Raw genomic sequence first — 16,079 nt, forward strand, 5'->3', positions numbered from 1 at the left:
GATTCCCTTTGTTTAAGGGCGTCCTACCCCCATCCTCCCTGATGTGCATTCAGCTTCTTTCGTGCCGAAGTGAAAATGCTTGGGGTGTTGTATTGTTATTATTATTAAGAATCAAATTGATTCACAAAATTCGTTATAATGATTAAAATGAATTATTTTTTATCAATTTGCTAATAGAAAGAATCAAAATGAACAATATCGATCATATTATATTAGGCTTACTCAAAGACAATGCCCGGATGTCCATTACCGACTTGGCAGCGAAAACACGCGTGTCTCGAGCCACAGTGCAGAAACGAATTGAATATATGGAATCAACGGGGATCATCACGGGCTATACCGTGCGTTTTCGCCCCAATGCTGAAAAAAATATCATTCGAGCATGGATGAATATCATGGTGGAAGGTACTCGAGCACAGGCGGTAATTCGAGAGTTACGCTTAGAGTCAGCCGTTGAGCGACTACATACCACCAATGGTAAATGGGATATTCTGGTTGAATTACAATCTGATAGTTTAGAAAACTTTGATAAAGCGCTGGAGCGAATCCGAAATATTTCAGGGATTTATAATAGTGAAACCAGTATCTTACTCTCTACGTATAAAACCTAAAAAAAGGGACTCTAGATAGAGTCCTTTTTTATCAACGGATGGCTTAATAACTGACGCGGCGATAACTACGATACTCTGGTGTCCAGAAATTATCTTCAATCGCTTGTTTCAACACATCATTACTCAACGGTACGGCCAAGCCATCGGCCATGGCAGCTTTTGCCACTTTAAAGGCAATAAACTTAGATACCTGTTGAATATCATTGATATTTGGCAATAAATCTGCTGCAGCATTTTTCAAACGCGGTGAACAATCTGCCAAAGCTGTACTTGCAGCCATTAACATCGAGTCACTGATATGGGTTGCACCACAAGCGATCACACCTAAGCCAATCCCTGGGAAAATATAAGAGTTATTACACTGTGCAATGCTGTAGACCTTGCCTTGATAATAGATCGGGGCAAATGGACTACCTGTTGCCACAATTGCAGCGCCTTGCGTCCATTCAATAATGTCTTTCGGCTGCGCTTCAACTTGCGAGGTCGGATTTGATAATGGGAAAACAATTGGATGCTTATAATATTTAGCCAGAGTTTTAATCACCTCTTCACTAAACAAGCCTGCCTGCCCGGATACCCCAATCAAGATACTCGGTTTGGCATTTTTGACCACATCCAACAACGCGACGTTCTCACCTGTATATTCCCAAGTGCTGATTGCATTGGTTGGTGTTGCAAGTTTTTGCTGAAAATCGAGTAAGTTCGGTTGTTGATCTGTCATCAAACCAAAACGATCCACCATAAAGATGCGGGAACGTGCCTCATGGTCGCTCAGACCTTCATCCATCATTTGTCGAACGATGTGCTCTGCAATACCACAACCTGCCGAACCTGCACCAACAAAAGTAATAGTTTGATCTTTAAGCTGTTTGCCTTGTGCACGTGATGCCGCAATCAATGTTGCGACAGTCACTGCTGCTGTGCCTTGAATATCATCATTGAAACAGCAGATTTTATCGCGGTATTGCGTCAACAATGGCATCGCATTGGTTTGTGCAAAATCTTCGAACTGAATCAAGACATCTGGCCAGCGTTGACGCACTGCCTTAATAATTTGCTCAACAAATTCATAATACTGCTCGCCACGGATACGCGGCTGTTTCCAACCCATATAAATTGGATCATCAAGCAATTCTTGGTTATTGGTGCCGACATCAATGGTGATTGGTAAAGTATAAGCAGGACTAATCCCACCACATGCGGTATACAGCGACAATTTACCAATTGGAATGCCCATGCCACCAATGCCCTGATCGCCGAGACCCAAAATACGTTCTCCGTCGGTAATCACGATCACTTTAACGTTTTTCTTATTCACGTTATGGATAATTTGATCGATGTATTGACGCTCTGGATAAGAAATAAAGATACCGCGATGGCGTCGGTAGATATCTGAAAAACGCTGACAGGCTTCTCCAACCGTTGGGGTATAAATGATCGGCAGCATTTCATCTAAATGCTGACTCAATAAGTTATAAAACAGTGTTTCATTGGTGTCTTGAATATTTCGCAAATAAATATGCTTATTCAAGTCGTTGTCGAATGAAAGATACTGCTGATACGAACGCTGAGTCTGCTCTTCAATATTCTCGATATTGTACGGAACTAGACCATGCAAGTTAAAATTCTCTCGTTCTTCTTCAGAAAAAGCAGAGCCTTTATTTAACAGAGGTAGTTCTAAAAGAGCGTTTCCAGCATAGTGAATATATAAAGGTTTTTTGATTTTACTAAGGTTCACAGACATACTTTACTCTTTAGACTCTCTCTCGAATGTACAAAAAATGGATTCGCTGAAGTACTTTAAAAAAGTGCTTTGGCATGGGCAATAATTTACACCAATCGGAGCACAAAACCGAATAAACTGACGGTATGTAAACCAATTCAACATTTAGTAAATAAATAGTAAACCCTGTTTTGGATCACTTTTTAAACTTATTGCAACATTTTGAATTATTTTTGCACCAACATCGCTTTAGAATTGTAGTGATATCGTTTTACAAGCTTTGCAATAGACCTCTATCTCAAATAACAGTTGGCTACTTCAAGGTATAAGAATCTATTTTAAGCAGTCATGATTTACTTTTTTAAAATTGCATGGCGCCCAATCATCTAAATTTAGTTTTTAAATCTTTTTTCTTCTTATCGTTCATCGCACCACTACCAAATCCTTTAAAACCGACAAGATGGGACAATTTTTCCCTATCTCTTGCAAATGATAGCGAGTTTTATATGATCTAAGTGAAAGCATTGCTCACCCTATAGCGCTCCTTGTTTGACAACGAGCAATGCCTTCATCCATAAAAATTAAACAAATTAAAGATGAAATGATTTATACCAATTACAGTGGAAAATATTATCAATATAGAAGTATTGATTAGAGAATTTATCAGGTTGAACTCTTATTCCGATTTACTTCATAAATATAAAAATGATTAATATTTTGGTATGCACTTCCTCTTCATGCGAATCAGAAGTGCGTACCACCCCAGCTAATTATTTTCTTGTTCAAATTCTTGAATCGCTTCTTTTGCAATTCGAAAACTGTCTACCGCAGCTGGCACACCACAGTAAATTGCAACCTGTAACAGTACTTCTCGGATTTTTTCTTTTGGTACACCATTCCGTAAGGCGCCTTTGACATGAAGTTTAAGTTCATGCGGACGATTGAGCGCTGAAATCATAGCCAAATTAATCATGCTGCGTTCTGGTTTACTTAATTCCTCACGCCCCCAGACGGCTCCCCAACAATATTCTGTGACTAATTCCTGTAAGGGTAAGTTAAAGTCATCCGCATTATTGATTGAATTATTGACGTAGTTTTCGCCAAGCACCTGTTTACGGATTACTAAACCTTTTTCAAATTTTTCATTGCTCATGGATTCAATCCTCCAAATAAGGTGTATTTGATTTCAAGATAATCTTCGATCCCGTATTTTGATCCTTCTCGGCCTAAACCTGAATGTTTAATCCCGCCAAAAGGAGCAACTTCATTGGAAATTAACCCTTTATTGATTCCCACCATGCCATATTCCAGTTGTTCACTCATACGCCATGCCCGCCCCAAATCTTTGGTATAACAATAAGCTGCTAGACCAAATTCAGTCGCATTCGCCATCTCGATGGCCTGCAGCTCAGTTTCAAATTTAAAAACAGCGGCTAAAGGTCCAAAGGTTTCCTGAGTTGCAACATCCATTTCAATGGTTGCATCAGCGATAATGGTTGGTTCATAAAACAGCTCCCCTGCCTGATGACGCTTGCCGCCCGTAATTAAGCGCCCGGTTTTTGCCAAAGCATCGGCAACATGTGCTTCAACTTTTTTCACTGCATTGCTATTAATTAAAGGACCAATCTCATTTCCAGCTACGAGTCCATTACCAATGGCAAAAGCATTCACTTTGGCAGTTAATGCCGTAATGAAGCGTTCATAAATGCCTTCCTGAACCAGAAACCGATTGACACAAACACAGGTTTGCCCAGCGTTGCGATATTTGGCAATCAATGCACCCTCAATCGCAGCATCCAGATCAGCATCATCAAACACAATAAACGGCGCATTACCGCCTAACTCGAGAGAGACTTTCTTCAAGGTCTGAGCTGAACGCTGGTAAAGTAATTTCCCTACAGGCGTGGAGCCAGTGAAGGTGAATTTGCGTACATCATCACTCTCAAAAATTGCATCACCTATGCTCACGGCATCTCCAGTGATGACACTAAAAATTTCTGCTGGAATACCTGCTTGAACAGCAAGATCAACCAAAGCTAAAGCCGTAAAAGGAGTTTCTGGTGCTGGTTTCACAATACATGGACATCCTGCTGCCAAAGCGGGTGCAACTTTACGGGTAATCATGGCTGCTGGAAAGTTCCAAGGAGTAATCGCTGCAATGACCCCCATAGGTTGTTTACTGACGATAATCCGTGCATCAGGATAAGGACTAGGAATGGTATCCCCATAAACCCGTTTGGCTTCTTCAGCAAACCACTCCACAAAACTGGCGGCATAAAGAATTTCACCTCTAGCTTCTGTTAAAGGTTTGCCCTGCTCACTGGTTAAAATAAATGCCAGTTCATCGGCATGTGCAACCATGAGGTCAAACCATTTTTTTAAAATAATGGAACGATCTTTAGCTGTTTTATTTTTCCATGCTGCCCAATGCTTCACAGCAGCCTGAATGGCACGATCCGCTTCAGCCTTCCCCATATTCGGCACAGTACCGATCATTTCTTGTGTCGCAGGATTATAAATCTCTGAAGTTTGCTGATTGTCAGCATCACACCACTGTCCAGCAATAAGCGCTTGTTGGTGGAAGAGTTGCATTTGTTGAAGTTGCATACACGTTATCCTGTAATGATGTTGGAATAGTTCAACAGCTAATTAAGCGTCTGAAAAACCACCCATCTTGTATTATGGCATACCAGAAAAATCTTGAAAAAAATTTTCGGTCGCCCGAATGTACTTACTGATCCTAAAAGTAATAGAACAATGTTAGGTTTAATAATTTGTTCCACTTCTCATCATCACCCATCGCCAGTGAGTCTTGAGCCCCACCAATAAAAGGATCATTCTTACTCATGATATATTCAGCGACCAAAGAAAGCTGTTTATGGTCGATTGCGACACCCAGAATATTACGGGTCGAATCCTGTGCACCAGCTTGATCTTTGTTGTAGCGGCTATGCATAAAATAAGGCGTAATATTGCCAATCTGTTTAACATCTTTAAAGGCATAGCCAATATCAGCCGTATAATAAGTTGCTTTATTGGCAACGTAATATTCGCTGTCATATGAACCCATGAGTGAGGCTATAGAGTCAATCGAGTCTTTATTCGTGACATCATTTTTCCCACCCGTTAATGTCAGTCCCAGATTGCCATAATTAAATTTGCTAAATAGTGCCCAGGCATGACGTCTTCCTGTTTGAGACATGGTTTTATTTTCAATTTCCGAAGTCCAGTAAGAGCCTCCAACTTCGGTGCTTAAACCAGTTACTCCTAAAGAGATATCTTGCGTTATACGCCCCACCCACATATTTTTTTCCTGTAGCCCACTTTTAGTACTGTCATTTGAGCTCACATAATTGGCAGTATAGCGTCCAGAATCTCGCGTACTTCCTTGGTAATGACCGGCATCCTTAGCAAAATAACCGACATCGAATTGAGTCGCGCTCGGTAATTCAAAATGATAATTTAAACCAAGGTTATGCACATCTTCTAAACCAGCTGTGGTATTGATACTGCCATATAAACTGTTGCCCCAGAATCGTGCAGGTCCAAAAGCAATCGGCTGCATTCCCACCACCAGCTGATCAGTCTGATTCAAATGATAGCCAACATAGGCATCAATCAGACTCGAAAAATCACATAAGCTATCGTATTGATAGCAACGATATTCAGCATGTCCAAATAACTGCCCACGTTCATAGTCCAGTTTCAGCTGTGCAGCATCAAAACGGATTTTATGTTCAGAGGCTGCTTCACCATAATCCTTATCTTGATAATTGGCACGTACATAACCCGATATCGTCAACTTACCTGTATCGGCTGTCGCGTCTCCAAAACTGATCCCCGCATAACTTGACGAGATCATGCTCAGCAAAACGGTGGTTAGGGCGAACTGCAAATCAATTTTTTTCATCTTCCAGATTCCTTTCTTATCCAGTTCTGCTTATGCATTTGCATTAAATGCAGGACGATTACACTTAATCTTTCCGAGATTAAAGGCGTAATACACCACGAAGCTCACGACTAAACCAATGACCCATGAAATATCGACATCAGGAACGATATTGGCGAATGGTCCCGTGAAGAAAGCATTGGTGAGGAATGGAATCTGAATCACGATACCGAAGAAATAAGCGGTTAAGGCTTTGACATTGAATTTACCGTAGATACCACCATCCTGAGCGAAAATAGAAGGAATATCATAAGATTTCTTATTGATAACATAGAAATCCAGCAAGTTAATCGATACCCAAGGAACCAGAATAAACAACAAGGCAAAAATGACATTGAGGAAGAAACTGATAAAGTTGCTCGAAGCCCACAGTGCGGTAAAGGTTGCCAGAATTAAAACAATAATGGACAGACTGATACGCACATTTTTACTTGGTATCCATTGCCCCGCAAAAGTTTGAATCGAGGTGATACAAGACAGCACTGCACCATATAAATTCATGGCATTGTGTCCGATAATATTGCACAGGAATAAAATCATCAGCACATAGCCAAACAGTCCTGTTCCAGATTTAACGGCTTCCATGGCATCTGTAGTTGAGCCAATACTCACCGCAACCGTCCCAAAGCTCATCGCAAAGATCGTACCAAGCGCGGCGCCTAAATAGGTATAGATAAAGGGTTTATAAATCCCGATACTTTTAGGTAAATATCTTGAATAATCTGAGGTATAAGGAGAGAAACTGATTTGCCAGACCGCACATAAACCAAACATGGCAAACCAGCCTTTCAGATTAAACGAGCCTTTTGCCAACACCTCTGCATTGATATGCGGAATCATGATCATGAGGCCGATTAACAATGAACCGCCCATAAACCAAGTGCCAATCTTGTTGAACTTATGAATCAGGTGATAGCCCACAATCCCGATTGTGGTTGCAGCAATCGCACCTATCACCGTCGCAGTTGGAACAGGAATAGCGGGCACAACGGTATGCAATGTTTTCCCCGAAAGAATAATATTGGAAATAAAAAACCCGAGATAAATTAACGTGGTAAACAATACAACCAGTAACGCACCATAACGTCCAAACTGTGCACGGCTCTGAATCATTTGTGGAATACCCACCTGTGGTCCCTGAGCTGAAGTGAGTGCCAGAATAGCCGCACCAAAAAAATGACCGCAACAAATTGCGAGCAAGGCGCTAATTAGGCTTAATTTAAAGGTTAGCATGGACATTGCACCCGTAATCACAGCCAAAGGTGCAATATTGGTACAAAACCATAAGGTAAATAAATCCCGAACTTTTCCGTGACGCTCGGAAGGATCAACATAATCAATTGAATGACTTTCTATCGCGAAAGCATTTTTCTCATTTTGGCTCATATCCTTAATCTCTCTTTGAGGAACTCATTTCCTCAATATCAATTCGTGAGAGTAAACGTAGGTTTCACAACCTGCCTTGCCAGTGCCATATCCAGACGGCCTGACATTTATTTCTATTGTTTGCAGCCCTTGGTTGAGCGATATGCATGAAAGTCAGGAAAAAAAGATAAAACAGGTACAGTCGACGCATGATACATGCTCAACAAAATCTAACTTTTCTCACCCAGCCTGAGATTTATGGAATTTCAGCGTTCTGCATTTTCATGTTTTTCATCCTTGAAATAGAAATCCTGAACTCGACCTTTTGCAGTGTTAACGCATTACAAAAGGATCATCAATCGGTTGATCCGAGGTACGTAACCAAACCGTTTTTGTGGTGGTGTAATCCAGCACAGCATCTGAACCACCTTCACGACCATGACCCGATAAACCATGACCACCAAACGGCGCCAATGGTGAAACGGCACGATAAGTATTCAACCAGACAATGCCTGAACGAATAGCTTTGGTCATACGATGCGCGCGGTTTAAGTTGTTGGTAAACACTCCTGCTGCCAGTCCATAAGGGGTATTGTTGGCTTTTTGAATCGCTTCTGCCTCAGTACTAAAACTCACCACAGATAAAACAGGACCAAATAACTCAGTCATGACGCAATCTGCTTGCGGGACATCACTACAATCCAAAATCGTTGGAGGATAGTAATACCCCTCCCTTGCCAATGATTTTCCGCCGGTTAATAATTTTGCACCTTGCTGAATTGAGCTGGCCACCACCTGCTCAATCTTTTCACGTTGACGTAATGTGCATAACGGCCCGTATTCGGTTGCCATGTCTTCAGGTAAACCAATTTTAATGGTCTGCACTCGCTCAACTAGACGCTGTACAAACTCATCTTTTATACTGTCTTCAACCAATAATCGTGAGCCAGCAACACAACTCTGTCCTGTTGCCGCAAAAATTGCCGCAACTTGAGCATTGACCGCACTTTGCAGATCCGCATCAGCGAATACAATAAACGGGGATTTGCCACCTAACTCAAGTGATACTTTCGCCAGGTTCTCAGCCGAATTACGCACAATATGCCGTGCTGTTTCAGGGCCTCCCGTAAATGCCACATGTGCAATATCTGGATGACTACTTAACACCGCCCCACATTCAGGACCAAAACCTGTAATGACGTTGACCACACCCGCAGGAAAACCTGCTTCATGTACTAAGCGCGCAAAAGCCAGTAACGGTGCTGGACCCTCTTCTGATGCTTTCAGTACAACAGTACATCCAGCGGCCAAAGCGGGCCCCAGTTTGACTGCCGAGAGAAATAACTGACTATTCCACGGTACAATCGCTGCAATCACACCGACAGGTTCGCGGATCGTCCATGCTTGCATATCCTGCTTATCAATCGGTAAATAACTGCCTTCAAGCTTGTCGGCAATCCCTGCGTAATAACGATAATATTCAGCCACATAAGCAATTTGGCTCGACGTCTCACGAATGATCTTGCCCGTATCACTGGTTTCATACTGAGCCAGTTGCGGTGCAGTTTTTTCGATTAAATCAGCAAGTTTATACAACAGTTTTCCACGCTGTGAGGCGGTTAAACCAGCCCAAGCTGCATCTTGCAGAGCCTGAGATGCCGCAACAACTGCGCGATTGACTTGATCTGTACGTGCTTCAGGCATTTTTTCCCAAACTTGTCCTGTTGCAGGATTAATACTGTCGAATTGAGCAGCACCATCCTCAAACTGACCATTGATGTACAACTGAAATTGAGAAGTCATCGTCTTCTCTCCTATGCAAATGCGGGCATCACTTCGTTGATCATACGTTGTAACGATGCTTTTTTACGTTCAAAGCTCATTCCTGTATCAATCCAGAATGAATACTCGTTATAACCCATTGCTTCATAAGCTTTTAAGCGATCAATCACTTCTTGTGCTTGACCAATCACATTATTTTTACGCATCGCTTCTGCTGAATAGAATGGGTGTTCAGCCATTTCTTGTTTGCTAATCGGAGCGATTAGACCTTGGGTAATTTCACGCTCATTTTTAAACCATGCGCCAAAATAGTTATAGAATGCATTAATTTCATCTGCTGCAACTTGTGCATCTTCTTCACTATCAGCGACATAAGTATGGCGCAATAACATAATTTCAGGACGTGGTACATCTGCAAACTTTTCACAAGCTGCATTAAAATGTCCCATCAATTTTTCGACTTCATCATCCCCAAAGTGCAATGGAGTCACTTGAACGTTACAGCCATTTTCAACTGCAAACTCATGGCTATTCGGATCACGCGCCGCAACCCAAATTGGTGGATGGGGTTGTTGCAATGGTTGAGGCGCAGACGTGGTTTTTGGGAACTGCCAAAACTCACCATTATGCTCATAATCGCCTTTCCATAGGTTCTTCACTGCAGGAATCATTTCACGCATACGCTGACCTGCACCCCATGCATCCATACCTGGCACCATTCGTTCATATTCAAATGAATAAGCCCCACGTGCGATACCGATATCCAAACGACCATTACTAATAATGTCCGTCATAGCTGCTTCACCTGCAAGTTTAATCGGATGCCAGAATGGTGCTACGACCGTTCCTGTACCCAAACGAACATTCTTGGTTTTATTCGCAATATCAGCAAGGTTAATAAAGGGATTCGGTGCAATGGTAAAATTCATCGCATGATGCTCACCCGTCCAAATTGCATGCATCCCACCTTGGTCAGCAATCTGGCAAAGTTCGATCATTTCATCATAGAGCTGCTTCTGCGTTTGTTGATCAGAAACACGTTCCATGTGTACAAATAATGAAAAACGCATAGTTAAACTTCCTCTTTAACAATTTGACGAACCGTACCGCTGGTTTGATTACCGTAATAAACCCCATAGGTTTTGAGATGATTTTCTTTACGGTAGCGCATCAACATACTTTGCAAAGCACTATCTACAAAACTAAGTTGATCTAAATCATTCAAATCAACAAACTGACCTTTGGTCGCATTGGCGATGGGGGTATTACATAAAAATGAGATGTACTGTTGCTGATTCTCTATATTTTCATAAACTGAATAGATAAAGCTGGCAGAAGCATCTGGTTGATAAGCAGCAAAGATTTTTTCAAGTGCTTTATCTGCACCATCCTTCTCAACCAAGAGATGAGGAATCGTCCATTTTTGATCGGCCGTTTGTTCCAATAAAATTTTATTTTCATGTCCAATAATGGAACTAATTACAACTTTTGGCCCTGAAATCACTTCTGCCGAAAGTTTTGCTGGTGTGAAATAACCACCACGGTAATATCCCAAACCTGCAAAACCTGCCGAAGCAAAGTTTTCCACTTTACCAATCAAAATTGCATGATCACCGGCATCAACGATTTGATAGGTGGTGCAATCAAACCAAGCACTGACATGATCAATCAAAGGGTTTTGGAAAGCACTTTTGCTCCATGCCAAATTAGCAAAACGGTCATCACTTGGACGTGCAAATGTATTTGAAACATCCTTTTGCTCTTCTGCCAAAATATTGATCGCGAAATGTGAAGCATCTGCAAAGTTATGATAATTGCTCGATGTCTTGACAATGCTAACGAGCAGCAAAGCAGGGTCCAAAGACACCGAAGCAAAAGAGTTTGCTGTAAAGCCCAATGGGGTTCCATCTGCTTTACAAGTGGTGACTACTGTTACGCCTGTCATAAATGACCCAAAGGCATCACGTAGTTCACGTATTTTATTTATCGTATCCATTTCACTCATTGCCCTATTCCTTTATCAAGCAACTTAGACGCTGGTTTCCAACCATGCTTGCATTGCATTATTTACTTTATCTGGTGCGGTCAAATTCACCATATGTCGTTCATTTTCAATTACGATGGCTTTGCCATTTTGTGCTTGGCTCGCCATTTGTACTGCCATTTCGGCAGTCGAATTTGGGTCATCTGTTCCAGTTAAAACCAATGCTGGACATTTAATTTTTGCCCAATCATCTGCATAGGTTGCATCACCGTGTGCAAATGCCGAATAAGCCGTGGTATAACCAGATAAATCCACATTTTCCAACCATGATTTCACTCTCGCAGCAGCGATTTTCTCTGCTTCACTTTCGCCAAACCAACGTTGTAATGGTGTCTCAATATCAATATGACCCGTTTTTAACTCTTCTGCACGATGGACAACAGCATCCCGAGCAATCGCTGTACGTTTATATACGCCATTTAATACAGCCATTCGCTTGATCAAATCAGGGCGAGTTGCGCTCACCCCCGTTGTAATCAATGAACCCATCGAATGCCCTGCTAAATTCACTGCACCCAGATTCAATGCTGTAATAAATTCAATTGTCCAATCAACAAATGCTTTTAAAGGTGCACCATCCGCAAGTTTTGTACTTTGTCCATGTCCTGGCATGTCCACCGAGATCACTCGATAATGTTTCGAAAAAAAATCAATTTGTGGATACCATGCTGCTGCTTGCATTCCAACTCCATGGATCAGAACCAAAGGTTCTCCTTCGCCTTGTTCAAAATAATGAGCAGTACGATTATTTGACAGCTGCAGGGTTTTTGAGATCATGACCTAACTCTTCCAAATCTTGATAACGATCACCAATACGGTGATGAGGACGACCACCTGTTGCTGCACCAATCACAACCACAAGTTCATCGGCTGCGGGTGCGTCTGGGATTGCAAACTGTAAAGTCAAATAATGAGAACGACGTCCCTCATCATTTTTGTCCATCATTGGAATTAGAATCGGCGCATTTGCGGGGCCACGAGTATTGTTAAATGCTAAATAAGACTTTGCACCGACTGCACTGCGGTAGGTATTACCAAAATGCAAGGTATGAATAAGCGCAGAAGCATGTTCAAGTTCACCCTCCAAACCAACGACAGCACTTTTACCAAATGCTTCTACTGCTTCACCTGAACCAACTTCATCAAGAATCAGTTTGGTTAAATGCTCACTTAGAATTGGAGCAATACGGCGAATTTCAGGGCTTAGGTTTTCTACATAACCTTGACCAGCCCATGGATTTTTAATCACTACAGCGGCTGCAACCATTTTTAAAGGTGTCGATGCTTCTTTACTGCCATCTATATAAGTCGTTTCCACATGAAGCACAGTTTTACGGATTAGATTCATTGTTCTTCCTTGTTTGAGAATACATCTTGTCATTCGTATTATGGTATACCATAATACATAATGAAAAAAAAGCAAGATTTTGCTATGCTAATTTTTAGCAAGGAACATGTAACAAAATTCTGCATTACTGAAATATGGAAAAATTAATTTCTATGAATCTTAAAATTGAAAACCCGCCTGTGACTTTACGCGAGCTTTGTCTAGATAAAGTGCGTAATGCCATTATTACGGGCTATTTCCCTTCAGGGAAAAGGCTGGTTGAACGTACATTATGTGAAGAACTCGGTGTTAGCCGTTCTGTAGTACGAGAAGTGATTCGCTATCTGGAAGCCGAGGGCCTAGTTGAAATCTTGCCCAATAAAGGACCGATTGTTTCGTTGCTGGATTGGGAAATTGCGTCACAGATCTATGAGATTCGTCTTTTACTGGAGCAAAGTGCAGTTGCGGACTGTACCCAAAATCTGACCGATCACACCACTCAGCAATTGAAACAGCTCTTGGCAGAACTTGAACAAGCGTTCGCTGCTGATGATATTAATTTGATTATTGCGACCTCAGCAAAGCTCTATGAAACAATTTTTACCACAGCGAAACATTATATCGCGTGGGAAGTGGTGCAACGCTTAAATGGTCGTATTAGCCGTCTTCGAGCCATGACCATGAAATCAACCAAACGTGAAATTTCAGGTTATCAACGTATAAAAAATATGTGTGAAGCCATTTACTTGCATCAAGATGCTGACAAAGCCAAACAGGCTGTTGCTGAGCATATTGCTGAAGCGGCCTCAGTGGCAAAAAACATTTTGGAAAGTTCATGATTCAAACGGAAATCTAAATGCCGTTAAAGCCTTAAAGAGTAGAAAAGGATATAAGAATGTCAGCTTACTGGATTGCACACGTTACTATTCATGATCTGGAGCAATATAAACAATATATGGCTTTAGCACCGCAGGCTTTTGAAAAATATGGTGCAACGTTTCTTGCCAGAGGCGGCAACTCGACTTGCTTAGAAGGCACAGAATATCAACGTCATGTCATTATTAAATTCTCTGACTTAGCAACAGCGCAGGCTTGTTACCATTCAGAAGAATATACTCAAGCACGGCTTGCCCGTAAAGATTGTGCTGATGTGATGATCAGTATTGTAGAAAGTCTGGATTAAATCATATATGCATAAAAGAAAGTCCAATTAAACCTTCTTTTATGCACGCTCAAATCATTCAGTTGTCTTGTTAAAATTGAATATAATCTCAATGATTTCAATACCTATCCGAATGCTTTAAGCCTTATTTTTTTTGGATTTCTTGCTAAAAAAACTTAAGGCATGCGAATAATGCGTCGGTGTAATCCGCTGAATCAGATCCAGTACTTTGGCATCATTGCCAATCAAGATCCGTGCTTTATCCGCTTTCACCGCATCTAGAATGACTTTGGCCGCCTGCTCTGGTGGTGTTTTTAAGACCTTATTAAATGCCTGACTGGCCTTGGCTGGATTCATGCCTAGACTCCGAATACTGTCACTCATCCGTGCGCTATTGGCAATATTGGTACGGATTCCTCCCGGATGTACACAGGTTGAACTCACCCCATCATTTTGAAGTTTTAATTCTTGTCGTAAGGCTTCGGTAAAACCACGAACTGCAAATTTAGTCGCGTTGTACGCACTTTGAGTCGGCTGTGCAGTTAAGCCAAATAGACTGGAAATATTAATAATATGCCCTTCACCACTTTGCTTTAAATAGGGCAAGAACTCTTTGGTACCGTAGACCACGCCCCAAAATTTAATCTTGAAAATCCACTCCAATTCTTCATAGCTCATGCCTTCAACGGTACTGGCGAGCGCAACACCTGCATTATTAAAAATCAGGTTGATCTTGCCATGTGCTTTGAAGCTGTCTTCTGCCCAGTCACGCACGGCTTTCTGATCAGCTACATCCAGTTTAGTCACAGTAACTTTGACTGGATACTGTTGTAGCAATACCTGTGTTTCTGCCAAGCCTTTTTCATTGACATCACTCAGCGCTAAATCTGCACCTTGCTGTGCCAATAAAATCGCGAGCTGTTGTCCAATACCAGATCCCGCGCCCGTAATTGCAGCGACTTTTTGATTAAAACTTTTCATATGATGACTCTATTTGAAGTTGATAAAAATGAGCAGCGTTTTGTCTAAACATGGCATGCAAAGCCTGATCACCATAAGGACTCAGCATTTGAATATAGGCTTGGATTAAGTCATTTAAACGAGCATTCGGTTTATCCATGGGAAAATTGGATGCAAACATGATCCGCTCTGTACCAAATACCGCGATTGCATGTTGAATCATAGGGGTCAGTAAATTCACCATCTCTGCAATGCTGGCCGTACGATCTTGCTGATAAAAGCGGTGTCCTAATACGGGCATCATCAAACCTGAGATTTTGGCATGGACATTTTTCTGTTCCGCCAGAACTGCAATATCTTGCTGCCATTGTTTAAAAATGGCATCACGCTGCGATTGTGTCATTCCCGTTTTATTGCCCACTGCACCAAACAGACCAACAGGTGTCGCCAAATGGTCAACCACAATACGCGTTTTAGGAAATTGCTGAGCAAGAGTTGTTATTTCTGTTAATTGCGTGGAATAGCCCCAAGCATCAAAAGATAAATCCAGTTTTGCCAGTTGCTCAAAACCTTTTAAAAATTTCTTGTCCTGATATAAGTGAGCTTGATCACACCAGCGGTAAATCCCCTTGTCTTGATGCCAAGCCGCCATTTTACGAATACCGCGAAAGAGTGGGCTCGCCTGCTGATGTGCTTTTAATATCTCTTTGAACTTTCGATCTCTTGGGTCAGCTGTTGCGACAATTGCACCTAGTTTTATCTCCTGTGCTTTAAAGTCTAACTGCTGAATCCACTGGGTTTCTTCCACCACGCCAAAGCCTTTATGGTGATGCCAGTTGGCTTCGACATGGACCACGCTCTCGACTGAGAATGGAGAACTGTCGGCTTGATAATGCTCAGGTAAATAAGGACTCAAGGCATATTGCGTTAAACCTAAAGTATCCAATAAAGGCTTAGGCTTGACCAACCTTACTATCCGATCCATGACAGCAGGATATTTCCCCAAAGCTTTGACCAATAAGGTTGCGGAATGCGGTGTGTGATAAGGATCCCACTGATGAATATGCGGATCAATGATTGCAAAATCTAATCTTGTCATTGTTGTACTCGATATAAGTTCAGCATATAAAATCTGAAATGATGCGCATCCATGACA

General features: G+C 41.7%; 15 protein-coding genes. 3 read left to right on the forward strand and 12 right to left on the reverse strand.

Features of this window, described 5'->3' with window-relative positions; all coding sequences use genetic code 11:
• The first annotated feature begins 188 nt into the window (after positions 1 to 188).
• A complete protein-coding gene (locus tag F896_RS06175; protein ID WP_004654809.1) occupies positions 189 to 611 on the forward strand; it encodes an Lrp/AsnC family transcriptional regulator in 423 nt (140 codons plus the stop codon).
• 43 nt (positions 612 to 654) lie between these two features.
• On the opposite strand, the gene F896_RS06170 is transcribed toward F896_RS06175, so the two are convergent.
• The 10 genes from F896_RS06170 to F896_RS06125 form a co-directional block, all read right to left on the reverse strand.
• On the reverse strand, positions 655 to 2,355 hold the full coding sequence (locus tag F896_RS06170; RefSeq protein WP_016164356.1) for an NAD-dependent malic enzyme: 1,701 nt from the start codon (positions 2,353 to 2,355) through the stop codon (positions 655 to 657).
• Between the two features lie 745 nt (positions 2,356 to 3,100).
• Positions 3,101 to 3,487: a carboxymuconolactone decarboxylase family protein gene (locus F896_RS06165; RefSeq protein WP_016164357.1), complete on the reverse strand. Its 387-nt coding sequence runs from the start codon at positions 3,485 to 3,487 to the stop codon at positions 3,101 to 3,103.
• Entirely contained in the window at positions 3,484 to 4,941 is a 1,458-nt protein-coding gene (locus F896_RS06160; RefSeq protein ID WP_016164358.1) for an NAD-dependent succinate-semialdehyde dehydrogenase, read from the reverse strand. The genes F896_RS06165 and F896_RS06160 overlap by 4 nt, the downstream gene beginning before the upstream one ends.
• A gap of 133 nt (positions 4,942 to 5,074) precedes the next feature.
• A complete protein-coding gene (locus F896_RS06155; RefSeq protein WP_016164359.1) occupies positions 5,075 to 6,244 on the reverse strand; it encodes a hypothetical protein in 1,170 nt (389 codons plus the stop codon).
• Positions 6,245 to 6,274: 30 nt separating this feature from the next.
• The gene (locus F896_RS06150; RefSeq protein ID WP_016164360.1) at positions 6,275 to 7,669 is read right to left on the reverse strand and encodes a purine-cytosine permease family protein; all 1,395 of its coding nucleotides are present in this window, start codon (positions 7,667 to 7,669) and stop codon (positions 6,275 to 6,277) included.
• 312 nt (positions 7,670 to 7,981) lie between these two features.
• The gene (gene tgnC, locus F896_RS06145; protein WP_016164361.1) at positions 7,982 to 9,451 is read right to left on the reverse strand and encodes a (Z)-2-((N-methylformamido)methylene)-5-hydroxybutyrolactone dehydrogenase; all 1,470 of its coding nucleotides are present in this window, start codon (positions 9,449 to 9,451) and stop codon (positions 7,982 to 7,984) included.
• Between the two features lie 11 nt (positions 9,452 to 9,462).
• Positions 9,463 to 10,500 (reverse strand): flavin-dependent trigonelline monooxygenase oxygenase component, encoded by a 1,038-nt coding sequence (gene tgnB / locus F896_RS06140; RefSeq protein WP_016164362.1) that lies wholly within the window; start codon positions 10,498 to 10,500, stop codon positions 9,463 to 9,465.
• A 2-nt stretch (positions 10,501 to 10,502) separates the two neighbouring features.
• Positions 10,503 to 11,435, reverse strand: a complete 933-nt coding sequence (gene tgnA, locus F896_RS20870) for a flavin-dependent trigonelline monooxygenase reductase component (protein WP_016164363.1) — start codon at positions 11,433 to 11,435, stop codon at positions 10,503 to 10,505.
• A 24-nt stretch (positions 11,436 to 11,459) separates the two neighbouring features.
• Entirely contained in the window at positions 11,460 to 12,251 is a 792-nt protein-coding gene (locus F896_RS20875) for an alpha/beta fold hydrolase (protein WP_016164364.1), read from the reverse strand.
• Positions 12,220 to 12,822, reverse strand: a complete 603-nt coding sequence (locus F896_RS06125; RefSeq protein WP_016164365.1) for an amino acid synthesis family protein — start codon at positions 12,820 to 12,822, stop codon at positions 12,220 to 12,222. Before F896_RS06125 ends, F896_RS20875 begins: the two co-directional genes overlap by 32 nt.
• 152 nt (positions 12,823 to 12,974) lie before the next feature.
• On the opposite strand from F896_RS06125, the gene F896_RS06120 reads away from it, so the two are divergent.
• Positions 12,975 to 13,640: a GntR family transcriptional regulator gene (locus tag F896_RS06120; RefSeq protein ID WP_032859758.1), complete on the forward strand. Its 666-nt coding sequence runs from the start codon at positions 12,975 to 12,977 to the stop codon at positions 13,638 to 13,640.
• A 56-nt stretch (positions 13,641 to 13,696) separates the two neighbouring features.
• Positions 13,697 to 13,984 carry a DUF1330 domain-containing protein gene (locus tag F896_RS06115; protein ID WP_016164366.1) on the forward strand — a complete coding sequence of 96 codons (288 nt, stop codon included), beginning with the start codon at positions 13,697 to 13,699 and terminating at the stop codon, positions 13,982 to 13,984.
• A 117-nt stretch (positions 13,985 to 14,101) separates the two neighbouring features.
• Here the strand turns inward: F896_RS06115 and F896_RS06110 are convergent, their stop codons facing one another.
• Positions 14,102 to 14,944 (reverse strand): SDR family NAD(P)-dependent oxidoreductase, encoded by an 843-nt coding sequence (locus F896_RS06110; RefSeq protein WP_016164367.1) that lies wholly within the window; start codon positions 14,942 to 14,944, stop codon positions 14,102 to 14,104.
• A complete protein-coding gene (locus F896_RS06105) occupies positions 14,931 to 16,022 on the reverse strand; it encodes an amidohydrolase family protein (protein ID WP_016164368.1) in 1,092 nt (363 codons plus the stop codon). Before F896_RS06105 ends, F896_RS06110 begins: the two co-directional genes overlap by 14 nt.
• Positions 16,023 to 16,079 lie beyond the last annotated feature (57 nt).

Source organism: Acinetobacter genomosp. 15BJ, assembly GCF_000400715.1.
Taxonomy (GTDB): Bacteria; Pseudomonadota; Gammaproteobacteria; order Pseudomonadales; family Moraxellaceae; genus Acinetobacter.

Excerpts from the sequence above, each read along its gene's own strand:
- F896_RS06175 (WP_004654809.1), top strand. The coding sequence starts at position 189 with ATGAACAATATCGATCATATTATATTAGGCTTACTCAAAGACAATGCC.
- F896_RS06170 (WP_016164356.1), bottom strand. The coding sequence starts at position 2,355 with ATGTCTGTGAACCTTAGTAAAATCAAAAAACCTTTATATATTCACTAT.
- F896_RS06165 (WP_016164357.1), bottom strand. The coding sequence starts at position 3,487 with ATGAGCAATGAAAAATTTGAAAAAGGTTTAGTAATCCGTAAACAGGTG.
- F896_RS06160 (WP_016164358.1), bottom strand. The coding sequence starts at position 4,941 with ATGCAACTTCAACAAATGCAACTCTTCCACCAACAAGCGCTTATTGCT.
- F896_RS06155 (WP_016164359.1), bottom strand. The coding sequence starts at position 6,244 with ATGAAAAAAATTGATTTGCAGTTCGCCCTAACCACCGTTTTGCTGAGC.
- F896_RS06150 (WP_016164360.1), bottom strand. The coding sequence starts at position 7,669 with ATGAGCCAAAATGAGAAAAATGCTTTCGCGATAGAAAGTCATTCAATT.
- tgnC (WP_016164361.1), bottom strand. The coding sequence starts at position 9,451 with ATGACTTCTCAATTTCAGTTGTACATCAATGGTCAGTTTGAGGATGGT.
- tgnB (WP_016164362.1), bottom strand. The coding sequence starts at position 10,500 with ATGCGTTTTTCATTATTTGTACACATGGAACGTGTTTCTGATCAACAA.
- tgnA (WP_016164363.1), bottom strand. The coding sequence starts at position 11,435 with ATGAGTGAAATGGATACGATAAATAAAATACGTGAACTACGTGATGCC.
- F896_RS20875 (WP_016164364.1), bottom strand. The coding sequence starts at position 12,251 with ATGATCTCAAAAACCCTGCAGCTGTCAAATAATCGTACTGCTCATTAT.
- F896_RS06125 (WP_016164365.1), bottom strand. The coding sequence starts at position 12,822 with ATGAATCTAATCCGTAAAACTGTGCTTCATGTGGAAACGACTTATATA.
- F896_RS06120 (WP_032859758.1), top strand. The coding sequence starts at position 12,975 with ATGAATCTTAAAATTGAAAACCCGCCTGTGACTTTACGCGAGCTTTGT.
- F896_RS06115 (WP_016164366.1), top strand. The coding sequence starts at position 13,697 with ATGTCAGCTTACTGGATTGCACACGTTACTATTCATGATCTGGAGCAA.
- F896_RS06110 (WP_016164367.1), bottom strand. The coding sequence starts at position 14,944 with ATGAAAAGTTTTAATCAAAAAGTCGCTGCAATTACGGGCGCGGGATCT.
- F896_RS06105 (WP_016164368.1), bottom strand. The coding sequence starts at position 16,022 with ATGACAAGATTAGATTTTGCAATCATTGATCCGCATATTCATCAGTGG.